Raw genomic sequence first — 23,845 nt, forward strand, 5'->3', positions numbered from 1 at the left:
CGACATGTATCTGGGTCTCGATCTCGGAACTTCGGGCGTCAAGGCGATGCTCATCGACGGCGATCAGAAGATCATCGGTTCGGCCAACGGATCGCTGGACGTTTCGCGTCCGCATTCCGGATGGTCCGAACAGGATCCGGCGCACTGGATTCGCGCGACCGAAGAAGCGGTTGCCGGTCTGAAGGCCAAGCACCCGAAGGAACTTGCGGCGGTCAGGGGTATCGGCCTTTCCGGCCAGATGCATGGCGCGACGCTGCTCGATGCCGACGACAAGGTGCTGCGGCCCTGCATTCTCTGGAACGATACGCGCAGCTATCATGAAGCCGCCGCGCTCGACGCCGATCCGCGTTTCCGCAAGCTGACCGGCAATATCGTTTTCCCGGGCTTCACCGCGCCGAAGCTCGTCTGGGTCGCCAAGAACGAGCCGGAGATTTTCGACAAGGTTGCCAAGGTTCTGCTGCCGAAGGATTATCTGCGCCTCTGGCTGACCGGTGAGCATATTTCGGAAATGTCGGATTCGGCCGGTACCTCCTGGCTCGATACCGGCAAGCGCGCCTGGTCCTCGGAACTCCTGGCCGCAACCGGCCTCGATGAAAAGCAGATGCCGTCGCTCGTCGAAGGCACCGAGCAGGCGGGCAAGCTGCGCGGCGAACTGTCGTCCAAGTGGGGCATCGCTGGTGATGTCGTCGTTGCCGGTGGGGCAGGGGACAATGCGGCCTCGGCCTGCGGCATGGGTACGGTCAGCCATGGCGCCGCCTTCGTTTCGCTCGGCACTTCGGGCGTGCTCTTTGCGGCGAACGGCTCCTACCTGCCGAAGCCGGAAAGCGCCGTTCACGCTTTCTGCCACGCGCTGCCGAACACCTGGCACCAGATGGGCGTCATCCTCTCGGCGACCGACGCGCTGAACTGGCATTCTCATGTGACGGGAAAGTCGGCCGCCGATCTGACCGGCGAACTCGGCGAGACCCTGAAGGCGCCGTCGGGCGTCACCTTTCTTCCCTATCTCTCCGGCGAGCGTACGCCGCACAATGACGCGGTCATCCGCGGCGCCTTCATCGGACTTGAGCATGAAAGCAGTCGCGCGGTTCTGACCCAGGCGGTTCTCGAAGGCGTGTCCTTTGCGATCCGCGACAATCTCGAAGCGTTGCGTTCGGCCGGTACCGATATCGCCCGCGTGACGGCGATCGGCGGCGGTTCACGCTCGCGCTACTGGCTGGCCTCGATCGCAACGGCGCTCGGCGTTCCCGTCGATCTGCCGGCAGACGGCGATTTCGGCGCGGCGTTTGGCGCGGCACGTCTCGGCCTGATTGCGGCGACCGGTGCGGATCCGGTCGCAGTCTGCACGCCGCCGGAGACGGATGGGACGATCGAGCCTGTCGCTGCACTTAGCGGCGCCTATGAGGATGCCTACAAGCGCTACCGCGCGCTCTATCCGGCGATCAAGTCGCTGGCGCATTGAGAACCTGAGCCGGCGGCCCCCTCATTCGCCTGCCGGCACCTTCTCCCCGCTGGGGAGAAGGGGATTTGCAACAGCCGCCTCATTTCCCTTCTCCCCGCGGGGAGAAGGTGGCCCGAAGGGTCGGATGAGGGGGCTGCACGGTACAACGAACAAGACTGACCAACCCAAGGAGGACCAACATGAGCACCGGATTTTTCGGCGATATTCAGAAGATCAAGTATGAAGGCCCGGAGAGCACCAATCCGCTCGCCTTCCGTCATTACAACAAGGACGAAGTCGTTCTCGGCAAGCGCATGGAAGACCATCTGCGCTTTGCAATCGCTTATTGGCACACCTTCACCTGGCCGGGTGGCGACCCTTTCGGTGGTCAGACCTTCCTGCGCCCGTGGTTCGAAGACACGATGAAGGCTGCGAAGCTGAAGGCTGATGTTGCCTTCGAATTCTTCTCGCTGCTTGACGCACCCTATTACTGCTTCCACGACGCCGACGTGCGCCCCGAAGGCCAGAACTTCGCCGAGAACACCAGGAACCTGAACGAGATCGTCGATTACTTCGCCGAGAAGCAGGCCGCGACCGGTACCAAGCTGCTTTGGGGTACGGCAAACCTGTTCTCCAACCGCCGCTACATGTCCGGTGCCGCGACCAATCCGGATCCGGATGTCTTCGCTTTCGCTGCGGCAACCGTGAAGACCTGCATTGATGCGACGCAGAAGCTCGGTGGCGAGAACTACGTTCTCTGGGGCGGCCGTGAAGGCTACGAGACGCTGCTGAACACCGACCTGAAGCGCGAACTCGACCAGCTCGGCCGCTTCCTCAACCTCGTCGTCGAGTATAAGCACAAGATCGGCTTCAAGGGCACGATCCTGATCGAGCCGAAGCCGCAGGAGCCGACCAAGCACCAGTACGACTACGATGTCGCGACCGTTTACGGCTTCCTGAAGAAGCACGGCCTCGAAAACGAAGTGAAGCTCAACATCGAGCAGGGCCATGCGATCCTCGCCGGCCATTCCTTCGAGCACGAGCTGGCGCTTGCCAATGCGCTCGGCATCTTCGGTTCGATCGACATGAACCGCAACGACTACCAGTCCGGCTGGGATACCGACCAGTTCCCGAACAACGTTCCGGAAATGGCGCTTGCCTATTATCAGGTTCTGCAGGCAGGCGGCTTCACCACCGGCGGCACGAACTTCGACGCGAAGCTGCGCCGTCAGTCGCTCGATCCGGCAGACCTGCTGATCGGCCATATCGGCGGTATGGATTGCTGCGCCCGCGGTCTGAAGGCCGCTGCCAAGATGGTCGAGGACAAGGCTCTCTCGCAGCCGCTCGCAGACCGCTACGCCGGTTGGGATTCGGCCGAAGGGCAGAAGCTCTTCCGCGGCGAGTATTCGCTCGGTGAAATCACCAGCTGGGTCGAAGGCAAGGACGTCAATCCGCAGCCGCGCTCGGGCAAGCAGGAACATCTCGAAAACGTCGTCAACCGTTACGTCTGATCGACGGCTTATCGAAATACAGGCCGGGGAGCGCAAGCTTCCCGGCTTTTTCACGCGTGGATTTTGTCACTGAGGCAGCCCGAAGGCGACGAGCTGCTGGCTGAGGCGGCGGGTGTCGTAAGGTTTGGGGAAGAACACGCCGCGGATCGGCATCTCCACTTCCTGCTCGCGGATATGGCCGGAGGTGATGATGATCTCGATCGGCGGCCAGCGGTCGCGGATCGCTGCGGCCAGCATCATGCCATCCATGCTGCCCGGCATATCGATATCGGTGAAGACGATGCGGATATCGGCCCGTGCCTCCAGGATGCGTACCGCCTCATCCGCATCCGCAGCCTCGATTGCCTCGAAACCGGCTTCCTCGACGAGATCGACTGCCATCATCCGCTGTAGCGGTTCATCTTCGACCACGAGGACAGCAGGCCTTTGGGCTGCATAACCTTCCCTCATGTCATTCGGTCCTTTGCATCTGCGAGAGCGACGCGGACATGCTGACCGAGAAGCCATCGGGGCCGTAGCGGCTTTCCGTTCCGCCGGAGCCGATCAGTCCCATCTTGATCAGTTTGGAGCCGAAGCCCTTTTTGGTCGGTTCGCCGACAGCAGGGCCGCCCTCTTCACGCCAGGTGAGGTGGAAGGTAGCCGCCTCGCCGCGGCCTTCAATGGTCCAACGCACATAAACTTTACCGCCTTCGGTGGAGAGCGATCCGTATTTGATGGCGTTGGTCGCCAGTTCGTGCAGCAACAGCGAGAGCGAAAGCGAGCCCTTGGCGCCGAGCGCCAGGCTTGGTCCTTTCATCGAAACCTGCTCGCCGACGCCGAGCGGTTCGACTGCCCGGGCGGCGAGATCGTGGACACTGGCGCTCAGCCAGTTGTCCTGCAGGAGAATGTCGTGGGCGCTGCTGAGGGCATGCAGCCGCCGTTCGAAATTCTCGACATGCTCGCGTTCGGCCACTGGGCGTAGTGTTTGCGTGGCGATCGCCTGGATCATTGCGAAGGTGTTCTTGAGCCGGTGGTTGATCTCGCGGTTCAGGAGGTCCTGTTCGGCCTCGGCACGCACCCGGGCAATGGCGATCTGGATACGGTCGCCGAAGCTGCGCACGAAGGACACTTCCTCGCCCGTCCACTCGTAGGGATGATCGTGATGCACGAAGACGACGAGGCTGAAGCGGCCATGATCGAAGATCGGCACGTTGACGAGCACGCGGATATCGATCGCAAGCAGCTGCTCGGCATTGCCATCGGTGCGCGGATCGTTGCTGACATCCTCGATGATGACGGTTTCGCCGAGTTTCAGATCGTCGATGAAGCTGCCGTAGTCGCGGAAGTGATGGAGACCGGCAAGCGATGTGACGCCCGGCGCACACCATTCCGGCTGCATCAGTACGGTCTCGCTGCCGGCATCGACGACGCCGAAGCCGGCGCGGCTGGCATCGAGCGCCTTGGCCATCAGATCGGCGGCGGCGATCGCCATCGATTCCACGTCGTCGAGATCGCGCAGCCGGTCACCGAGATCGAGAAGCGCCTGAACGCGGGCGGCGGCGCGCCGCTCGATGGTCACGTCCTGTACCGTGCCGCGCAGAAGCGCCGGCCGGCCATCCGTCGTTGCCATGAAAGCGGCATGACGCGAGATCCAGCGGGTGCCGCGATGCTCGGTGTTGATGCGGTATTCGACATCGAGGGCGGCGCTACCGTCCGCCCGCGTCGATGCGGAGGAGCGGATGCCCTGATCGTCCGGAACGACCATGTCTTCGAAGGTCGAGGCCGGATAGCTGTCGGCCACCGGCACATCGAAGATGCGGCAGAATTCCGGGGAGACGCGCATCTGGCCGCTGGCAATATCGAGCTCGAACGTGCCGACACGACCAGCCTCCTGGGCTGCCATGCTCTGTTGTGCCGTGGAGCGCATCGTCGAGCTAATATGCTTCTGGCGGCGGAAGAGCTCGTCCTTGCGGCTCGATATGCGGCGGGCTTCCAGAAGGGCGGCCACCTGCCGCGACAGGGCCTGGAGGATCTTCAGCTGGTCAGGCGTCAAGCCTTCGGCGCGCGGGACGGTGTCGATGACGCAGAGCGTGCCGATGATCGTGCCGTCGTAGGTGACGAGCGGTGCGCCGGCGTAGAAGCGGATATTGGGTGGCGCGGTGACCAGCGCGTTCGTCCGGGTCCGTTCGTCTTTCGTGAGATCGGGGATGACGAGCGGCTGCGGGCTGGAGAGTGCGTGGGCGCAGACGGATTGATCGATGGGGGTCTCGCAGGCTTCGAAGCCGACCTTTGCCTTGAACCATTGCCTGTCGGCGCCGACAAGGCTGATCAGGGCAACCGGCGTGCGGCAGGCCGAGGAGGCGACGAAGACGATGTCGTCGAATTCGGGCTCGGGAGCGGTGTCGAGAATGTCGAATGCCTCTAGCGCCTCAAGGCGTTTCTGCTCCTCGATGACGGCTGGATCGGACGTCGGCGACACTGAATCTATGGGTCCCATGTTCATCTTAGCGATCAATGATGTAGGCGGTCGGTTGATTTTTCCAGCGACGGAAACGCCGATGACCAAAATAAGTCCGGGATAGAATAAAGCTGCCGCAAACGCGGACTTTTCAGCTGAGCTGGACGCCAGCTGCCGGTGCAAACCACAAATCTCAGATTGTGCAGCCGGCGTCCGGCAAGGCAACGGACGGGGGCGGGAATTGTTCCGCCCGGGTTAGCGTCTTTGCCAGTTTTTCGGCGGCGCGGAGACGGAATTGCGAACGACGAGATCGGGGCGCAGCAGGATTTCCGTTTCGGCCGGCCGGCCATCGCCGAGAAGCTCCAGCAACAGCGCCATCGCCTGCTTGCCGATAGCCGTGCGCGGCTGGCGGATGGTGGTCAGCGACGGGCTCATGAACACGGCCTGCGGCACGTCGTCGAAGCCTGTCACCGAGAAGTCGCGCGGGATATCGTAGCCGCGGGCATTGAGGCCGATCATCACGCCGATCGCCGTCTGGTCGTTGACGCACATGAAGGCGGTCGGCAGCGTGTCGCGCATGAAGAGTTGCTCGACGGCGTGGCGGCCGCTTTCGATGGTGCCGTCGCCTTCGAGAACGATCCGCGTTTCCTTCGGCACACCGGCTGCATCGAGCCCGGCCTCATAACCTTCCCGGCGGCGGGTATAGGCAAGGCGGGTGCGAGAATCGCCGATGAAGGCGATCTTGCGGTGGCCTTCGGCAAGCAGCAGGTCAACCGCCTTGCGGGCACCCTCGGTATCGTCGACGCCGACATAGGGAATGCCGCCGTTGAAAACCGGTTCGAAGACGCCGACGCTCGGCGGCAACCGCGCCGTCATCGTCTGGTGGCCGAAGGGCAGGATGCCGGTGAAAAGGATCAGGCCGGCCGCCTGGTTCGAGTTGAAGAATTTCAGATATTCGAGGCCGCGCTGGGCGTCGTTCTGGGTGTGGCCGATCAGGATGCCGTAGCCATGGGCGCGGGCTTCGTTCTCCAGGCCGACGAGAATGTTGGAGAAATTCGGGTCGCCGATATCGGGTGCCACGACCAGGATCATATTGGAACGGCCAAGCCGCAGGCTGCGTGCCATGGCGTTGGTCGTATAGCCGGTAATGGCGATCGCCTGGTTGACCTTCAGGCGCGTCGAGTTCGCAACTTTCTCCGGCGTATGGATCGCACGGGACACGGTCGCGATGGAAACCTCGGCGATCCGGGCGACGTCTTCGATCGTTGCAGGCGTGGAATTCGACACTGGGGGCTCTGCCATGGGGCTGTCTTCGCCGCGACACTACACAGACTTGCTAATCCGTCAAAGCGGGCTTTCGCCAGATTTGTGCATATCCATGATGTAAACCTTTACATGGCCGATGTAAAGGTTTACACAAATGCTCAAGCGGTCGGGAGCCGCAGGGAGGAAATGATGAATCTGGAGACGGCCGAGACGGCACCCGTGGTGCTGTCCGCAAAGCGAATCTGTAAATCATTCAATGGGGTACAGGTCCTCTTCAGCGTCAATTTCGATCTCCGCGCCGGCGAAGTTCATGCCCTGATGGGCGAGAATGGTGCCGGAAAATCCACTCTCGTCAAAGTTCTCTCCGGTTTCGAGCAGCCGACCTCCGGCGAAATCCTTCTCGACGGCAAGCCGATCCTGCTGCCGCCGAACGGCGGCGCCGAGGCGCTCGGCATCGTCATCATCCACCAGGAATTCAATCTCGCCGAACATCTGACCGTCACCGAGAGCCTGTTTCTCGGCCGCGAAGTGACGCATTTCGGCGTGCTCGACCGGCGCTACATGCGCAAGGAAACGCGGCGCGTGCTCGATATGCTCGGTTCGCATGTCGATGAAGACGCACTGATCAGCACGCTGTCGATCGCCGACAAGCAGATGGTCGAAATCGCCAAGGCGATCAGCCGCGATGCGCGCGTCGTCTTCATGGACGAGCCGACCGCCGTTCTGTCGCGCGAGGAAACCAACATCCTCTTTGAGCAAGTCCGCAAGCTGCGTGACAAGGGCACCAGCTTCGTCTTCGTCTCGCACAAGCTGGATGAGGTCATGGAGCTCACCGACCGGGTCACCGTACTGCGCGACGGCCAGTGGGTGAAGACGGCACCGACCTCGATCCTTGACGGCGAGTCGATCGCCCAGCTGATGGTCGGGCGCGAGCTTTCCAGCCTCTATCCGGCGAAGGTCGAGCCGAATGTGGATGAAGAAGTCGTCCTGCGGGTCACCGGCGTTTCGACCGGTTATGTCCAGGACGCAAGCTTCGAAGTGCGCAAGGGCGAAGTGATCGGCTTCTCAGGCCTGATCGGTTCAGGTCGTACGGAGCTGATGGAAGCGATTGCCGGGTTGCGGTCACGCACGGCCGGTGAGGTGGTGATCAAGGGCGATACCATTGCCTCCGGCGATGTTCACGCCGCCAATCGCGCCGGTCTTGCCTATATGACCAAGGACCGCAAGTCGAAGGGACTGCTGCTGCGCTCCAACATGGTCACGAACCTGACGCTGCAATCGCTCGGACAGCATGTCGCGCACGGCTATCTCAGCCCGAACAGCGAGGCTGCCGCGCTTGCCAAAGCGAAGCGCCGTTTCGACATCCGCGTGCGCGATGCCAATATCGTCGCCGGCCGCATGTCCGGCGGGAACCAGCAGAAGCTGCTGCTCGCCAAGGTGATGGAGACCGAGCCCGATATCATCATCATCGACGAGCCGACGCGCGGCATCGATGTCGGCACCAAGCAGCAGATCTATCATTTCATTTCGGCGCTGGCCCGCGATGGCCGGTCGATCATCGTCGTCTCGTCGGAAATGCCTGAGGTCATCGGCCTCTGCACGCGGGTCTGTGTCATGCGCGAGGGGCGCATCGTCGGCGTGCTCGAGGGCGACGAGATCTCGGAACAGGAAATCATGCGCTATGCCGCGGGGCTGAAGAGGAAGGCCGCCTGACAGTTTCAGGCGCCGCATCGCTTCGCGGTTTCAACGATAAGATACCCACAGGGTTTGGGTCGGGAGGTTGGTTTTGACTACTGATATCAACGAGGAGACCAGGCAGATCCGGCGCCGCTCCTGGCGGGATGTCGATCTGCGCGCAGTGGCGCCGTTCGCAGCCTTGATCCTGCTTTTGATTGTCGGCGCGCTCGTCAATCCGAATTTCATCGGCATCACCAATCTCGCCAATGTCGCGACCCGCTGTGCGTTCATCGCCATCATTGCTGTCGGCGCAACCTTCGTCATTTCGGCCGGCGATCTCGATCTTTCCGTCGGCTCGATGGTGGCCTTCGTCGCCAGCCTGATGATCCTGCTGCTGAATTCGGGCGTGATCGCCGACCCGACCATGATGCTCGTCGTCGCCGTCGTCTTCGCGATCGTTGCCGGTGCGCTCTGTGGTCTTGCAAACGGCCTCATCACCACGGTCGGCAAGATCGAGCCGTTCATCGCGACGCTCGGCACCATGGGCATCTATCGCGGCCTGACGACCTGGCTCTCGCAGGGCGGCGCCATCACGCTGCGCTCGCCGGAAATCCAGACGCTGTACCGCCCGGCCTATTTCGGCAGCATTCTCGGCGTGCCGGTTCCGATCGTCGTGATCCTCGCGGTCACCGCCGTCGCCGCCTTCATTCTGTATCGTACCCGCTATGGCCGCCATGTCGTCGCCGTCGGTTCGAACAGCGATGTGGCGCGCTATTCCGGCATCGCCGTCAATCGCGTCCGCACCATCGCCTTCGTCATCCAGGGTCTCTGCGTGGCGATTGCCGTGCTGCTCTACGTGCCGCGTCTCGGCTCCACATCCGCGACAACGGGCATCCTCTGGGAGCTGCAGGCGATCACGGCCGTCGTCGTCGGCGGCACGGCGCTGAAGGGCGGGGCAGGGCGCGTCTGGGGCACGATCTGCGGCGCCTTCATTCTCGAACTCGTCGGCAACATCATGCTGCTGTCGAACTTCATCAGCGAATATCTCATCGGTGCGATCCAGGGCGCGATCATCATCATCGCCATGCTGGTACAGCGCTCTCTGGTCCGGAAGGGATAACGGGCCGCAACAGAAATTGGCCGGGCTCACAGGGCGTCCGGTTCACGGGTAGGAAAGTCCCTGAAGTTATGTTGGGAGGAGAATAGCATGCGCAAACTCATGTTGGGTCTTGCCGTTGCGGCCGTCGCTGTGGCGGGTTCCGCATACGCACAGGACAAGAAGTTCACCATCGGCGTGTCCATTCCGGCCGCTGACCATGGCTGGACCTCTGGTGTGGTCTTCCATGCCGAACGTGTCGCCAAGAAGCTGATGGAAGAACATCCGGGCCTGAACGTCATCGTCAAGACCTCGCCGGATGCCGCAAGCCAGGCAAACGCCGTGCAGGACCTCGATACGCAGGGTATCGACGCCCTCGTCATCCTACCGTCGGATCCGGATCCGCTGGTCAACGCCATCAAGGAAGTCAAGGGCAAGGGCAAGTATGTCGCTCTCGTCGACCGTGCACCGTCCACCAACGACGACTCGGTTCGTGACCTCTACGTTGCCGGTAACAACCCGGCGCTCGGCGAAGTCGCCGGCAAGTACATTGCCGCTCAGACGCCGGATGCACAGGTCGTCGTTATCCGCGGTCTGCCGATCCCGATCGATCAGCAGCGCCAGGACGGCTTCGATAAGGGCATTGCGGGCTCCAACGTCAAGGTTCTCGACCGCCAGTACGGCAACTGGAACCGCGACGACGCCTTCAAGGTCATGCAGGACTACCTGACGAAGTACCAGAAGATCGACGTCGTATGGTGCCAGGACGACGACATGGCTGTCGGCGTTCTCCAGGCCATCGAGCAGGCCAAGCGCACCGACATCAAGTATGTCGTCGCCGGTGCAGGCTCCAAGGACATGATCAAGAAGGTCATGGACGGCGACAAGATGATCCCGGTCGACGTTCTCTATCCGCCGGCAATGGTCGGTACGGCTATGGAACTGACGGCTGCCGGTCTCTACGACCAGGTACCGGTTCGCGGCACCTTCGTTCTTGATGCGACGCTCGTCACCAAGGACAATGCCAAGGACTTCTACTTCCCGGATTCTCCGTTCTAATCATTCGTATCGGATGCGCCCATTCGAAAGGATGGGCGCATTTTTCATGTCTTCAGGTTGTGTGCGGACGAATTTGCGGCACGTACCTCTTGCAGCTGCCGGTGAGGCGTGTTTAGTTCGCCTACCGTTTGACTTCCGGCTTTCCAGCCACATCTGCCGCAAGTGCGTGGAGGCGCCTTGCTTCCGCCAGAAGCGTGTTGAAGACTACCATAAACGTTTACGGTCGCTAATCAGGGAGGATTTCTGACATGAAGACGATCAAGGGGCCAGGCCTGTTCCTCGGCCAGTTCGCAGGCGATACCGCGCCTTTCAACTCATGGGATGCAATCACCAAATGGGCGGCCGACATCGGCTACAAGGGCGTGCAGGTTCCGACCTGGGCGAGCCAGCTCATCGACCTGAAGAAGGCCGCAAGCTCCAAGGATTATTGCGACGAATTCGCCGGCAAGGCGCGTGAAAACGGCGTCGAGATCACCGAGCTTTCGACACACCTGCAGGGCCAGCTGGTTGCCGTTCATCCGGCCTATGACGAAGCCTTCGACGGTTTTGCGGCACCCGAAGTGCGCGGCAATCCGAAGGCACGTCAGGAATGGGCTGTCGAGCAGGTCAAGATGGCGCTGACGGCGTCGAAGCATCTCGGCATCAAGGCGCATGCGACCTTCTCGGGCGCGCTCGCCTGGCCGTTCATCTATCCCTGGCCGCAGCGCCCGGCCGGTCTCGTCGAGACCGCCTTCGACGAGCTTGCCAAGCGCTGGACGCCGATCCTCAACCATGCCGAAGATTGCGGCGTCGACGTCTGCTACGAGATCCATCCGGGCGAAGACCTGCATGACGGCATCACCTTCGAGATGTTTCTGGAGCGCGTGAAGAACCACAGCAGAGCCAACATGCTCTACGATCCCTCGCATTACGTTCTGCAGTGCCTGGATTACCTCGACAACATCGACATCTACAAAGACCGGATCAAGATGTTCCACGTCAAGGATGCCGAGTTCAACCCGACAGGCCGCCAGGGCGTTTACGGCGGCTATCAGGGCTGGGTCGAGCGTGCCGGCCGCTTCCGCTCGCTGGGCGACGGCCAGGTCGATTTCGGCGCCGTCTTCTCGAAGATGACCGCCAACAATTTCGACGGCTGGGCCGTGGTCGAATGGGAATGCGCGCTGAAGCATCCGGAAGACGGTGCCCGTGAAGGCGCCGAATTCGTCAAGAAGCATATCATCCGCGTTACCGAGAAGGCGTTCGACGACTTCGCCGGCAGCGGCACCGACCAGGCAGCCAACCGGCGCATGCTGGGGATTTAAATCTTCAACGTCCCTTCTCCCCAGCGGGGAGAAGATGCCCGCCAGCGCAGATGAGGGGGATGAGGAGCGACAGCGACGAATGCCTTGAGCGACAAGCGAAAGGCGTTTGCGTGTGGCCCCCTCATCCGGCCTCCGGCCACCTTCTCCCCGCTGGGGGAGAAGGGAAACACTTTCGAGGAGGACACAATGGCAATCGAAGCATCAAACGAACAGACCCGCGAGCCGCGCATCCGGCTCGGCATGGTCGGCGGCGGGGCTGGCGCATTCATCGGCGCGGTACACCGCATGGCCGCCCGTCTCGACGATCAATATGAACTGATCGCCGGCGCCTTGTCGTCGACGCCGGAAAAGGCGCAAGCCTCGGGTCGCGATCTCGGTCTCGATCCGTCGCGTACCTATTCCAGCTATCGCGAGATGGCGATCCGCGAAGCGAAGCTGAAGAACGGCATCGAGGCCGTCTCGATCGTCACGCCGAACCATGTGCATTACGACGCTGCCAAGGAATTCCTGCGCCGGGGCATCCACGTCATCTGCGACAAGCCGCTGACCTCGAACCTGGCCGATGCCAAGAAGCTGAAGAAGATCGCCGACGAAAGCGGTGCGCTCTTCATCCTGACGCATAATTACACCGGCTATCCGATGGTCCGCCAGGCGCGCGAAATGGTCGCCAATGGCGAGCTCGGCGATATCAGGCTGGTTCAGGCTGAGTATCCGCAGGACTGGCTGACCGAGGCCGTCGAACAGCAGGGCGCCAAGCAGGCCGTCTGGCGCACCGATCCGGCGCAGTCGGGTGCAGGTGGCTCGACGGGCGATATCGGCACGCATGCCTATAATCTCGGCTGCTTCGTTTCCGGTCTGGAGCTCGACAGCCTTGCCGCCGATCTCGACAGCTTCGTCGAGGGACGCCGTCTTGACGACAACGCGCATGTGATGCTGCGCTACAAGGCGAAGGGCAAGGAAAAGCCGGCCAAGGGCATGCTCTGGTGCAGCCAGGTGGCACCGGGCCACGAGAATGGTCTGAAGGTCCGCGTCTACGGCACCAAGGGCGGCATCGAGTGGGTTCAGGCCGATCCGAACTATCTGTGGTTCACGCCGTTCGGCGAGCCGAAGCGGCTGATCACCCGCAATGGCGCCGGGTCGGGCGCGGCAGCGGCGCGCGTTTCGCGCGTTCCCTCCGGTCATCCGGAAGGCTATCTCGAAGCCTTTGCGACGATCTATACCGAGGCGGCGCTCGCTATCAACGCCGCCAAGAAGGGCAAGCCGGTCGACAAGGCCGTGGTTTACCCGACCGTTGATGACGGCGTGAAGGGCGTGGCTTTCGTCGAAGCCTGCGTCGCGTCTTCGAAGAAGAACGGCGGCTGGGTCAAGGTCTGATCGCAGGCCCATAGCTGATCATTTGAGCGCATTCCCTAAGATTGGAGGGAATGCGCTCATTCGCGTTTAAGAGGATTGTGAAAGAAGAAGGGCGCAACCATTTGGGGAGGCCCGATGACATTCTCTTTCCGCATCATGACGTGCATCCTGGCGCTTGGCGCCGTTCCTGCATCCGCTCAGCAGTTCGTTCCCGGAGGGCAACGCGTGCCGGGCACGGTCAACGTGCAATCGACGATGTCGATGTCGGTTCCCGCCGATGCGACGCAGAATCCCTCCGAGCAGATCGAATTCGCGCAGAAGGCTTTCTATGCGATGGCCGGGCGGCAATGCTCGCTGGTTCTGGAGACGGTCGGCGAAAGCTGCCAGATTACCAATCTCAGCAACAATGCGGATCTCAATCGCGGCAACGGCAGCTTCATCACGGTGCGCGGCACCGTCACGATGGCGGTCAAGCTGAAGAACCAGGCGGACAAGCCATAACGCGGATCCAGCTGAAGCGGAGAACCGCTTCAGCCTCGCCGTTCATATCAGGCGGCTGCCGCCTGCTTGCGCTTCAACAGCGCATCGACGCTGTAGGGACCGGCGCCGGCGGCGACGAAATACAGCATGACGAAGCAGAAGAGGATGGCGGCGACGCCGCCGTTCTGGGCCGGATAGAAGCTCTTCGGCGCATGGGCGATGAAATAGGCGAAGGCCATCAGGCCCGAGAGAACAAAGGCTGCGGCGCGCGTCTTGAAGCCGATCAGCACCAGGAAACCGAGCACGAGTTCCAGCATGCCGGCGATCCAGGACATCGAGCCGACGGGCGGCACGTTCGCGGCGGCCGGGAAATGCAGGATCTTCTGCGTTCCGTAGCTAAAGAGCACGAGCGACGAGACGATGCGTAGCAGGCTGAGAAGGTGGGGCTGCAGCAGGTGGATGGAGGCGAGCATCGGGTTCCTTTCGTTATAATCTCCCATTCCCGCTCTCACCCGGCACACCGCCGATCTCAAGTCACGTCTTCTGACATCAGCGTTATCGCATTGCGAGCAGTGCAGGCTGTCGACCGGCACACGCCTTGATTTGACCCATTTGCCCGCCTAGATTGTCGCTATCCGCAATACCAACAGGATGTGTGCCACCATGGATTTCACCCAGATCGCAATGCCGTCTCGCCTTGCCATCCGGGAGTTCTCTATCCATGCCTGCCTCCATCACCATTTCCAATCTCTCGTGGTCGACGCCTGACGGCCGGCCGCTTCTTTCCAATCTCGATCTGAGTTTCGGTGCCGAGCGCACTGGGCTTGTCGGCCGCAACGGCACCGGCAAGACGACGCTGCTGAAGCTGGTGGCCGGCGAGTTGCAGCCACTGTCGGGCAGCATCGCCTTTGCCGGACGTTTCGGCATTCTCCGCCAGGCGGTTCAAGTCGAGGCTGGGGCGGCGGTCGCCGATCTCTTCGGTGTGCGGGAGACGCTCGCCATCCTCGCCCGCGCCGAGCGTGGGGAGGCGACCGGTGACGAGCTTGCCAACGCTGACTGGACGCTGGAAGCCCGCATGGCCTCGGCGCTCGAGCGCGTCGGGCTCGATGCTTTGCCGGAGACCGGTCTCTCGTCGCTCTCCGGCGGGCAGCGCACGCGCGCGGGGCTCGCGGCACTGGTCTTTTCCGAGCCGGACTTTCTGATCCTCGACGAGCCCACCAACAATCTCGACCGCGAAGGCCGGGAGGCGGTAATCGACCTCTTGCGCGACTGGCGCGGCGGCGCGCTGGTCGTCAGCCATGACCGCGAACTGCTCGACACGATGGATGCGATCGTCGAGCTGACAACGCTCGGCGCCAAACGCTATGGCGGCAACTGGAGCGCCTTTCAGGAGCGCAAGGCGATCGAGCTTGCGGCCGCCGAACATGATCTGGCGGATGCGGAGAAGCGGGTCGACGAAGTCGATCGCAGCGCGCAGCTGGCCGCCGAGCGACAGGCCAAAAGCGACCGCGCCGGGCGGGTGAAGGCGGCGCGGGGCGACATGCCCCGGATCCTGGCCGGCGGATTGAAGCGCAAGGCCGAGAATACGCGTGGAGACCGGGTTCGCCTCGGCGAGAAGCGGCGCGATCAGGCGTTCGGCGATGTATCGGCGGCGCGCGGCAAGATCGAAATACTACAGCCCTTTGCCGTCAAGCTGGAGCCGACGGGGCTTCCGTCGTCTCGCGTGGTGTTGCGTCTCGATGGCGTGACGGCTGGCTATGAGCCGGGGCACCCTGTCATCCGCGATCTCTCGCTTGCGCTGACCGGGCCGGAGCGCGTCGCGATCTCCGGGCCGAACGGCTCCGGCAAGACGACGCTTCTGGCGCTGATCACTGGCACGCTGAAGCCTTGGGCCGGGACGGTCTCCGTTCCTGCCGGGCACGCCTTCTTTGATCAGAGCGTCAGCCTGCTCGATCCCAAGTTCAGTGTCCGCGAGAACTTTCGCAATCTCAATCCCGGTGCGGATGAGAATGCCTGCCGGGCGGCGCTGGCGCGGTTCATGTTCCGGGCAGACGCGGCATTGCAGCAAGTCTCGACATTGAGCGGCGGGCAGCTGCTGCGCGCAGGTCTTGCCTGCGTGCTCGGCGGACCGAAGCCGCCGCCGCTGCTGATCTTGGACGAGCCGACCAACCATCTGGACATCGATTCCATCACCGCCGTCGAAGCCGGGCTGGTGGCATATGACGGCGCGCTGCTCGTCGTCAGCCATGACGAAGTGTTTCTCGACAATATCGGCATTTCCCGCCGTCTGCTCCTGCCTGATGGAAAAGAGCAGCTGTGACCGACGAAGCGGCTCTTCGTGTCGAAGCTGGCGAAGAATCTATCTGCAACGTTGCAGTTTTGACATTCAAGGCCTGTACAAGGCATTCCGGCTTGGCTAAACCGCCGCCAACGATGGCCGCGACGGCCGACCTGAACAGCAGTAGAGACGGAAAACAACATGATCGATCCGAAGCTTCTCGCGGCCCGCTTTCCGGGCGATTTCACCTTCGGTGTGGCGACCGCCGCCTTCCAGATCGAGGGTGCCTCCAAGGCTGACGGCCGCAAGCCGTCCATCTGGGACGCCTTCTGCAACATGCCCGGCCGCGTCTATAACCGGGATAATGGCGATATCGCCTGCGATCACTACAACCGCCTCGATGAAGATCTCGACCTGATCAAGGATATGGGCGTTTCGGCCTATCGTTTCTCGATCGCCTGGCCGCGCATCATCCCCGACGGCACCGGCCCGGTGAACGAGGCCGGTCTCGATTTTTACGACCGCCTCGTCGATGGCTGCAGGGCGCGTGGCATCAAGACCTTCGCGACGCTCTATCACTGGGACCTGCCGCTGCTGCTCGCCGGTGATGGTGGCTGGACGGCGCGCTCGACGGCCTATGCCTTCCAGCGCTATGCCAAGACGGTCATGGCCCGCCTCGGCGATCGTCTGGATTCAGTTGCGACCTTCAACGAGCCCTGGTGCATCGTCTGGCTCAGCCACCTCTACGGCATCCACGCGCCGGGCGAGCGCAACATGCAGGCGGCGCTGCACGCCATGCACTACATGAATCTTGCCCACGGTCTCGGCGTCGAGGCGATCCGGTCGGAAGCGCCGAATGTTCCCGTTGGCCTGGTGCTCAATGCCTCGTCGATCATTCCGGGCTCCGACAGCGTGGCTGATCTTGCCGCTGCAGAGCGCGCCCATCAGTTTCACAACGGCGCCTTCTTCGATCCGGTCTTCAAGGGCGAATATCCGAAGGAGTTCGTCGAGGCGCTCGGCGACCGCATGCCCGTCGTCGAGGACGGCGATCTCAAGATCATCAACCAGAAGCTCGATTGGTGGGGTCTCAACTATTACAAGCCGGACCGCGTTCATGACGACGCGTCGAAGAAGGGCGATTTCCCCTGGACCACGGAAGCTGCACCCGCAAGCGATGTGAAGACCGATATCGGTTGGGAAGTCTATGCGCCGGGCCTCAAGCATCTGGTCGAGGATCTCTACCGCCGCTACGAGCTGCCGGAATGCTACATCACCGAGAACGGCGCCTGCGACAACACCGATGTCGTCAATGGCGAGGTGAATGACACGATGCGCCTCGACTATGTCGGCGACCACCTCGATGTCGTCGCCAACCTGATCAAGGACGGCTATCCGATGCGCGGCTATTTTGCCTGGAGCCTGATGGACAATTTCGAATGGGCGGAAGGCTACAAGATGCGCTTCGGCCTCGTCCATGTCGATTACAACACCCAGGTCCGTACTGTGAAGAAGAGCGGCAAGTGGTATCGCGAGCTCGCCGGCCAGTTCCCGAAGGGCAATCACAAGACGGCCTGAGCGGAGCTTCCGTTCCACTCTGGGGTTTATCGAAAATCGCTGAAATCACCCCTGGGTTTCAGGGGTGGTTTTGGCCTCCCGAACGAGGGCCGGAAATCGGTTTCTGATGCCGGTTTTTCCGCTTCGAAGCGCCGATCAAGCGGCATGCCATGACTACAAAATGTGCAGTAAAGTCAGCCGCTTCCGGTGTTCTGGGGCGGCTTTTGCATAGATAGCGAAATTTATTTGTAAAACACGTACTGATTAATCGTTTTGCCGTGATTTTTAACAGTTTCTTGAAGGCTTGACTGTCACAGTCCCTGCCATCGGGGAGCAATGAATGCCTAAGTCAATCGGGCAAAAAAATCAGGCCTTGGGGATAGGCCGGCACACGACCGTCACGGGCGTGCTGCTGACCTTCGCCGTCATCGTCGCGATCGTCACTGTGATGATCCTGACTGCCATTTCGCGCGTTGCAGACAATGCCAATGTGCTCGACGACGAGCGATCGCGGGAAACGACTGCCGGTGCGCTGAAGACCTTCGAGGAACAGCTCGGCGCGACACTCAACGATTATGCCGCATGGGATGATGCCGCCACCAATGTCTATGCCAAGGATGGCATGGCCTGGACGGTGAGCAACTACGGCGAGATGTCCGTCAACAGCTCGCTGTTCGACATGGCGATCGTCATCGATGGCGACCGCAAGCCGCTGATGATCTATCGCAACGGCCAGCCGATGGACGGCAAGCTCGACGATTTCTTCGCGCCGTCGCTGTGGGCGCTGTTCGACCAGGCGCGTGCCGCCGGAGCGGACAAGCCGGAAGCCGTCGGTTTCGTCGGTACGAAGAGCGGCATTGCCGCAGCCGGTATCGCGCTCGTGCGTGAAAAATCCGGCGCGCTGGACAAGTCTGCCGATCAGCGCCGCTACCTTATCTTTGCCCGCCATCTCGACGATGAGAAGGTGAAGGGTCTCGGCGAGACCTATGTGATCCATGGCATGAAGCTGGTGCCTGCGGATACACCGGCTAAGTATTCCGTCAATATCGACGATGCCTCGGGCGTGACGCTCGGCAAGCTCGTCTGGACGTCGCGTTCGCCCGGCGATATCGGCTACGATCAGGTGCGCCCGACGGTGGTCAAGGCGCTCGGTCTGGTCGGCCTGTTCTTCGCCGTGCTGCTCGTCATCGGCTGGATGGCCGGGCGGCGTATCAAGGCCGAGGAGATCGGCGCGCGCGAGGAAGCGCTGCGCGACCGGCTGAGCGGTCTGTGGAACCGTGATGGTCTCGGCGTTGCCATCGACGCGATGGTCGAGGAAGCGCAGCAGGCCAAGAAGAACATCCTTATTCTCTATCTCGATCTCGATGGCTTCAAGGAAGTCAACGACAGCTATGGCCATGGCACCGGCGACCAGCTGATCCGCGCGGTTGCGGCGGGTCTCAAGGTGTTGATCCCGCCTCATGCCGTTCTCGCCCGCATCGGCGGCGACGAGTTCGCCATCGCCTTCCACACCGATGGCGGCAATGCTGAAGCGTTGCAGCTTTCCGAGCAGATCCTCGATTTCCTGGCGGAGCCGCTGGAAATCGGCCGCCGCGTCGTCGTCATCGGCGCCAGCATAGGCATCGCCATGTCGCCTGAGGGTGCCGTAGGCCGCGAGGAGTTCGTCCGCCGTGCCGATCTCGCGATGTACAAGGCCAAGGAAGCCGGCCGCGCTCGAATGATGCTCTACGATCCGGCGATGGATGCCGACCGCGAGGAGCGCAATGCGCTTGAAATCGATCTTCGCGCCGCCATCGAAAGCGGCGACCTGACGCTGGCCTATCAGCCGCTGATCGATGCCGAGACCTATGAGATGAACGGTGTGGAGGCGCTGGTGCGCTGGAACCGTCCGGGCTTTGGGCCGATCTCGCCTGACGTTTTCATTCCGGTTGCCGAAACCAGCGGCCTCATTGAGGCACTCGGCCTCTTCGTGCTGCGCAAGGCCTGCGAGACGGCCAAGCAATGGCCGGAGCTGCGCATATCGGTCAACGTCTCGCCTGGCCAGTTCCGCAACCCGGCCTTCACCGATTATGTCCGCTATGTCCTGAAGCAGACGGAGATCGAGGCGTCGCGCGTGACGCTGGAGATCACCGAAGGCTACATGATCCAGAACCCGCAGCGCACCCGCCAGTCGATCGAGCGCTTGAAGACGCTCGGCGTGAAGGTGGCGCTTGACGATTTCGGGTCCGGCTTCTCGTCGATCGGCTATCTCCGCCAGTTCGGCTTCGACCGCATCAAGATCGACCGCTCGCTGGTCGATGGCGTGACGGAGAGTGAAAGCCAGCGCGAAATGCTGCAGGCGACCGTGGCGCTCGCCCGCTCGCTCAACATTCCTGTTACGGCAGAAGGCATCGAGACCGAGGCCCAGGCGGTTGCCGTTCGCCTCTTCGGTTGCGACAGCCTGCAGGGCTACTATTTCAGCAAGCCGGTTCCTGCCGACAAGATCAGCGACATGCTGGAGACGCGGCGGGAAGAAAACAGCAAGCCGCGCCGGACCAGCGCGGCCTAAAAGCTCTTCGCAGCTAAAGTTTACGTGCCGATATGCTTCTGGCCGCGCTTCTTGGCGAGCGCGATCTGGTGCTGTCGCTGGCGGTAGCGGAGACGGTCTTCCTCGGTGCGCGTGCCGTAGCAGTTGCTGCAGGAAACGCCTTCCTCATAGTGCGGCGAGGTGATCTCCTCGGCGGTGATCGGGTTGCGGCAGGCGTGGCAGAGCTTGTGCTCGCCTTCCTTCAATCCGTGCTCGACCGAGACGCGCTCGTCGAAGACGAAGCAGGCGCCCTCCCAGAGGCTCTCTTCCTGCGGCACTTCCTCGAGATACTTCAGGATGCCGCCCTTGAGGTGGTAGACCTCGTCGAAGCCCTGCTCCTTCATGAAGGCGGTGGCCTTTTCGCAGCGGATGCCGCCGGTGCAGTACATGGCGATCTTCGGCTTGTTGTGCAGGCCGGTATTGTTGCGCACCCATTCCGGAAATTCGCGGAAAGTCTTGGTCTTCGGGTCGACCGCGCCTCGGAAGACGCCGATTGCCGTCTCGTAGTCGTTGCGGGTGTCGATGACGATCGTATCAGGATCGGAGATCAGCGCATTCCAGTCCTGCGGCGCCACATAGGTGCCGACGACCTTGTTGGGGTCGATATTCTCGACGCCCATGGTGACGATCTCTTTCTTCAGCTTCACCTTCATGCGCAGGAAAGGCATCTTCGATGCACGGCTTTCCTTGTGCTCCAGGCCGGCGAATTCCGGCTGGGCGCGCAGATAGGCAAGCACCGTCCTGACACCGTCGTCCGGACCGCCGATCGTGCCGTTGATGCCTTCATGGGCAAGCAAGAGCGTTCCCTTCACGCCGTTTTCCTCGCAGAGCGCCTGCAAGGGGTCGCGCAGGCTTTCGAAGCGCGGCACGGAAACGAAATGATAGAGCGCCGCCACCAGGAACGGGCTGGATGTAGTGATGCTGTCGGTCATGGGCGGTGGAAATACAGAATATGGCGCTCCTGCGCAATGACATTACGCGGGAGCGCGGTGCCCTCATGACCCTGGTCACGGGGTTGCATGCTTCGAAAGACGCTTCCATTCTTCATAGGAACGCATACCGAAGGCAGGATCCGGCTCATTGTCGAGCACGCTCAGCAATTCGATGGAATGCTTGTCCGGATCGTCAAAATACAGCGAGAGCGCGGGCACCCAACCGATGACGATTGGCTCGGAGACCGGCTCGCCATGGAAGCCGCGAACGTCAATACCTTTGCTCTTCAGCAGAGCGGGTGCTCGAAACATCTCCTCCTGTGATAACCGAAAGGCGATGTGCAGACGCATCCTTATTGGCGCTGTGCCGGTTTCCCAAAGGCCAAGCATGGCGTTCTCTTTGCCGTTGACCCAGAAGAAGGCGATCCGCCGTTCCGGGAATTCGGCCGCGAGCTCAAGGCCCAGGATATCGCGATAGAAAGGAATGGAGATTCTCAGGTCGGCAACACTGAGATGCGTTTCGTAGATGCCTTGGATTTGCGGGACTGTCGCATTGTTGGCCGGCATGATGTCCTCGGTCAGGATTTCGTTGACCGACCCAAGTTAGGACCTCAAGTAATATTGAGGTCAACAGCGCAGCTTCATTTTCTCAGTGAGTTCCAGAGCAGCCCGACGCGCCTGGCTTCCTCGTCAGGACTGTCGGCGAAGATCTCTTCGGCCTGTGCAAGCGCTAGGCGCCGGTCTTCCTGCTGCCTGCGGATGATTGCGTCGAGGAGATGGGCGAGGTCGTCGCTGCGGGTGAACAGCTGCGGTTCGGCCTCGACGAGATCGCTGAGGACGGAGAGGTCGTGGACATGGCCGAGGCGGTCGACCAGTTCCTTGGCGGCGGCGCGCTTCGCCTTCATCGCGGATGGCCAGAGCGGGGAGAGCAGCCCGTGATGGGCGCGGTAATCCTGCGTGCGCTTGCGGAGTTCGTGGAAGGCGCTGTCCGAGGCTTCGCCATGGCAGGCTTCGAGCGCCTGATGCGCCTTTGCTGCGGTGCGCTTCCAGCCGTTGGCGACGAGTTTGGCGGCTTTGTTTGGGCTTGACGGAAAGGATATGTCGTCGAGGGCCCAGAGGGCGTGCTTGAGGGCTTCCGATGTCTCCCGGAGCTTCGCCTCAATGCCGGCTTCGGCCTCGGTCATCCAGTTCCGCCGCGTTTCCAGGATGGCTGCGATGCGATCCAGCGAGCTTGCCTCTTCCGGGTCCGGTGCGTACGACTTGAGATAGCGAACGGTCTCGATCAGCGCTTCGGCATCGCGGATGGCGGACAGCGATCGCGCCATCTCGCGCAGCCTCTCATTCTCCTGCTTCTGGAATTTTCGCGCGTCTGCCGCAACCAGGCGGTAGAGCGAGCGCACCTTTTTCAGGTTCTTGCGGAAGGCGTGGATTGCCTGGTGCGTGCCCTCGGGCCGCTGCTCGATGACATCGCGCGCAGCCTGCAACTCGCCGGCGGCGGCTTCTCTGAAACTCTTGGTGAAATCCGCGTCAGGCCGAATGCGGAAGGGCATGCCGGTCGTACTGGTATTCGGTCGCCAGCGCCTGGTTCGAATAGCGGAAATCGCCCGTCACCTCGCGACCGAGCCAGGTCGGAAGGGGCGGGGCGTCGCTTTCGGATTTCATCTCGACTTCAGCGATGATGAGGCCGCGATGCGGCCCGCCGAAGACATCCACTTCCCAGACGAAGCCTTCGTGGGGCACGCGGTAGCGGGTCTTCTCGATGACGATGCCGATGGCGCTTTCCATCAGTTCTTCGGCATCTGCAACGGGGATGTCGTATTCGAATTCGTCGCGGGTCATGGAGCTGCGGCCGATCTTCATCGTCAGCCGCGCACTCTCTCCGTCGAGGACGCGTACCCGCACCGAGCGGTCGTCCATCGAGGCGACATAGGCCTGTTTGAGGATTGCTTTCGATACGGCTTTGGCGCGCCATCCATCGGTGCGTACCAGAAACTTCCGCTCGATTTCCTTCGCCATTACAGTGAACCTTTTGTGACGACGGGGCTAAGCTAGCGCAAAAAAATAATCGTTCAAACCCATTTATGCCAAAGATCGCTTTAGTCTCGACAAAGTGTACCCTTGGGCGTATGCCGAACCCGAATTTCAATCGTTTCAAAGGACCGTGGCCATGGGCGAAAAAACACAAAAGCTCCTTTCCATCCTCAAACTGCAGCCTGTCGTTCCGGTGCTGATCATCGACGACGTGAAGGCCGGTGTTTCGCTGGCCCGCGCGCTGGTCGCGGGCGGCCTGAAGGCGATCGAGATCACCATGCGCACGCCGGTTGCTCTCGATGCCGTCCGTGCCGTTGCCGAAGAAGTCGAAGGTGCCGAAGTCGGCGCGGGCACGATCCTCAACGCTGCGCATTGGGAAGCTGCCGTCGCTGCCGGTTCCAAGTTCATCGTGAGCCCGGGCGCAACGCAGGAGCTGCTCGATGCGGCTGCGGACTCCCACGTTCCGTTGCTTCCGGGTGCTGCCACCGTCAGCGAAGTCATGGCGCTTCGCGAAGAAGGCTACCAGGTCCTGAAGTTCTTCCCGGCCGAACAGGCTGGTGGCGCCGCTTACCTGAAGGCGCTTTCCTCGCCGCTCGCCGGCATGATCTTCTGCCCGACCGGCGGTATCTCGCTGAAGAACGCCAACGACTACCTTTCGCTGCCGAACGTCGTTTGTGTCGGCGGCTCGTGGGTCGCGCCGAAGGAACTGGTTGCCGCTGGCGACTGGGCAGGCATTACCAAGCTCGCCGCCGAAGCCGCAGCGCTCAAGGCCTGACATTTTATTGATCGCTATTGATGCAGGCGGTTTGCGCCTGCATTTGTATTTACAGTTGCAGTTCCTATCTTCATCCCAGCCTCAAAACAGG

The 23,845-nt window shown here is 61.8% G+C and carries 20 protein-coding genes; 12 read left to right on the top strand and 8 right to left on the bottom strand.

What is annotated here, in order from left to right; all coding sequences use genetic code 11:
• The first annotated feature begins 4 nt into the window (after positions 1–4).
• Entirely contained in the window at positions 5–1,459 is a 1,455-nt protein-coding gene (gene xylB, locus F2982_RS12140; protein WP_203427972.1) for a xylulokinase, read from the top strand.
• Between the two features lie 179 nt (positions 1,460–1,638).
• On the top strand, positions 1,639–2,949 hold the full coding sequence (gene xylA, locus F2982_RS12145; protein ID WP_203427973.1) for a xylose isomerase: 1,311 nt from the start codon (positions 1,639–1,641) through the stop codon (positions 2,947–2,949).
• 66 nt (positions 2,950–3,015) lie between these two features.
• Here xylA and F2982_RS12150 read toward each other — a convergent pair whose 3' ends face one another.
• The 3 genes from F2982_RS12150 to F2982_RS12160 form a co-directional block, all read right to left on the bottom strand.
• Positions 3,016–3,399, bottom strand: a complete 384-nt coding sequence (locus F2982_RS12150; protein ID WP_130282249.1) for a response regulator — start codon at positions 3,397–3,399, stop codon at positions 3,016–3,018.
• 1 nt (position 3,400) lies between these two features.
• Positions 3,401–5,425 carry a GAF domain-containing protein gene (locus tag F2982_RS12155; RefSeq protein WP_203427974.1) on the bottom strand — a complete coding sequence of 675 codons (2,025 nt, stop codon included), beginning with the start codon at positions 5,423–5,425 and terminating at the stop codon, positions 3,401–3,403.
• Positions 5,426–5,641: 216 nt separating this feature from the next.
• Positions 5,642–6,673: a LacI family DNA-binding transcriptional regulator gene (locus F2982_RS12160; RefSeq protein WP_112719763.1), complete on the bottom strand. Its 1,032-nt coding sequence runs from the start codon at positions 6,671–6,673 to the stop codon at positions 5,642–5,644.
• A gap of 168 nt (positions 6,674–6,841) precedes the next feature.
• Between F2982_RS12160 and F2982_RS12165 the strand changes: the two genes are divergently transcribed.
• The 6 genes from F2982_RS12165 to F2982_RS12190 all read left to right on the top strand — a co-directional run bounded on the left by F2982_RS12165 (position 6,842) and on the right by F2982_RS12190 (position 13,639).
• Positions 6,842–8,365: a sugar ABC transporter ATP-binding protein gene (locus tag F2982_RS12165; RefSeq protein WP_203430057.1), complete on the top strand. Its 1,524-nt coding sequence runs from the start codon at positions 6,842–6,844 to the stop codon at positions 8,363–8,365.
• 73 nt (positions 8,366–8,438) lie between these two features.
• A complete protein-coding gene (locus F2982_RS12170) occupies positions 8,439–9,449 on the top strand; it encodes an ABC transporter permease (protein WP_203427975.1) in 1,011 nt (336 codons plus the stop codon).
• 87 nt (positions 9,450–9,536) lie between these two features.
• Positions 9,537–10,484: a substrate-binding domain-containing protein gene (locus tag F2982_RS12175; protein ID WP_112385616.1), complete on the top strand. Its 948-nt coding sequence runs from the start codon at positions 9,537–9,539 to the stop codon at positions 10,482–10,484.
• Positions 10,485–10,732: 248 nt separating this feature from the next.
• Positions 10,733–11,785: a sugar phosphate isomerase/epimerase gene (locus tag F2982_RS12180; protein ID WP_203427976.1), complete on the top strand. Its 1,053-nt coding sequence runs from the start codon at positions 10,733–10,735 to the stop codon at positions 11,783–11,785.
• 186 nt (positions 11,786–11,971) lie between these two features.
• A complete protein-coding gene (locus F2982_RS12185) occupies positions 11,972–13,159 on the top strand; it encodes a Gfo/Idh/MocA family oxidoreductase (protein WP_130282242.1) in 1,188 nt (395 codons plus the stop codon).
• Between the two features lie 114 nt (positions 13,160–13,273).
• Positions 13,274–13,639, top strand: a complete 366-nt coding sequence (locus tag F2982_RS12190) for a hypothetical protein (RefSeq protein ID WP_203427977.1) — start codon at positions 13,274–13,276, stop codon at positions 13,637–13,639.
• Positions 13,640–13,686: 47 nt separating this feature from the next.
• Here the strand turns inward: F2982_RS12190 and F2982_RS12195 are convergent, their stop codons facing one another.
• The gene (locus F2982_RS12195; protein WP_203430058.1) at positions 13,687–14,091 is read right to left on the bottom strand and encodes a DoxX family protein; all 405 of its coding nucleotides are present in this window, start codon (positions 14,089–14,091) and stop codon (positions 13,687–13,689) included.
• 248 nt (positions 14,092–14,339) lie between these two features.
• On the opposite strand from F2982_RS12195, the gene F2982_RS12200 reads away from it, so the two are divergent.
• The 3 genes from F2982_RS12200 (at position 14,340) to F2982_RS12210 (ending at position 19,998) form a co-directional block, all read left to right on the top strand.
• Entirely contained in the window at positions 14,340–15,938 is a 1,599-nt protein-coding gene (locus tag F2982_RS12200; RefSeq protein ID WP_203427978.1) for an ABC-F family ATP-binding cassette domain-containing protein, read from the top strand.
• A gap of 159 nt (positions 15,939–16,097) precedes the next feature.
• The gene (locus tag F2982_RS12205) at positions 16,098–17,471 is read left to right on the top strand and encodes a GH1 family beta-glucosidase (protein WP_203427979.1); all 1,374 of its coding nucleotides are present in this window, start codon (positions 16,098–16,100) and stop codon (positions 17,469–17,471) included.
• A 319-nt stretch (positions 17,472–17,790) separates the two neighbouring features.
• Positions 17,791–19,998, top strand: a complete 2,208-nt coding sequence (locus F2982_RS12210) for an EAL domain-containing protein (RefSeq protein WP_199628946.1) — start codon at positions 17,791–17,793, stop codon at positions 19,996–19,998.
• Positions 19,999–20,018: 20 nt separating this feature from the next.
• On the opposite strand, the gene F2982_RS12215 is transcribed toward F2982_RS12210, so the two are convergent.
• The 4 genes from F2982_RS12215 to F2982_RS12230 all read right to left on the bottom strand — a co-directional run bounded on the left by F2982_RS12215 (position 20,019) and on the right by F2982_RS12230 (position 22,964).
• Positions 20,019–20,948, bottom strand: a complete 930-nt coding sequence (locus tag F2982_RS12215) for a rhodanese-related sulfurtransferase (protein ID WP_112719754.1) — start codon at positions 20,946–20,948, stop codon at positions 20,019–20,021.
• Between the two features lie 75 nt (positions 20,949–21,023).
• Complete coding sequence (locus F2982_RS12220) at positions 21,024–21,515, bottom strand: VOC family protein (RefSeq protein ID WP_203427980.1); 492 nt, start codon at positions 21,513–21,515, stop codon at positions 21,024–21,026.
• A 74-nt stretch (positions 21,516–21,589) separates the two neighbouring features.
• Positions 21,590–22,498 carry a CHAD domain-containing protein gene (locus F2982_RS12225; RefSeq protein WP_203427981.1) on the bottom strand — a complete coding sequence of 303 codons (909 nt, stop codon included), beginning with the start codon at positions 22,496–22,498 and terminating at the stop codon, positions 21,590–21,592.
• Entirely contained in the window at positions 22,476–22,964 is a 489-nt protein-coding gene (locus F2982_RS12230; RefSeq protein ID WP_203427982.1) for a CYTH domain-containing protein, read from the bottom strand. The genes F2982_RS12225 and F2982_RS12230 overlap by 23 nt, the downstream gene beginning before the upstream one ends.
• 151 nt (positions 22,965–23,115) lie before the next feature.
• Between F2982_RS12230 and F2982_RS12235 the strand changes: the two genes are divergently transcribed.
• Entirely contained in the window at positions 23,116–23,754 is a 639-nt protein-coding gene (locus F2982_RS12235) for a 2-dehydro-3-deoxy-phosphogluconate aldolase (RefSeq protein ID WP_112719751.1), read from the top strand.
• Positions 23,755–23,845 lie beyond the last annotated feature (91 nt).

Origin of the sequence: Rhizobium sp. BG4, from assembly GCF_016864575.1 — a bacterium.
In the GTDB taxonomy this organism is placed as follows: Bacteria; Pseudomonadota; Alphaproteobacteria; order Rhizobiales; family Rhizobiaceae; genus Rhizobium.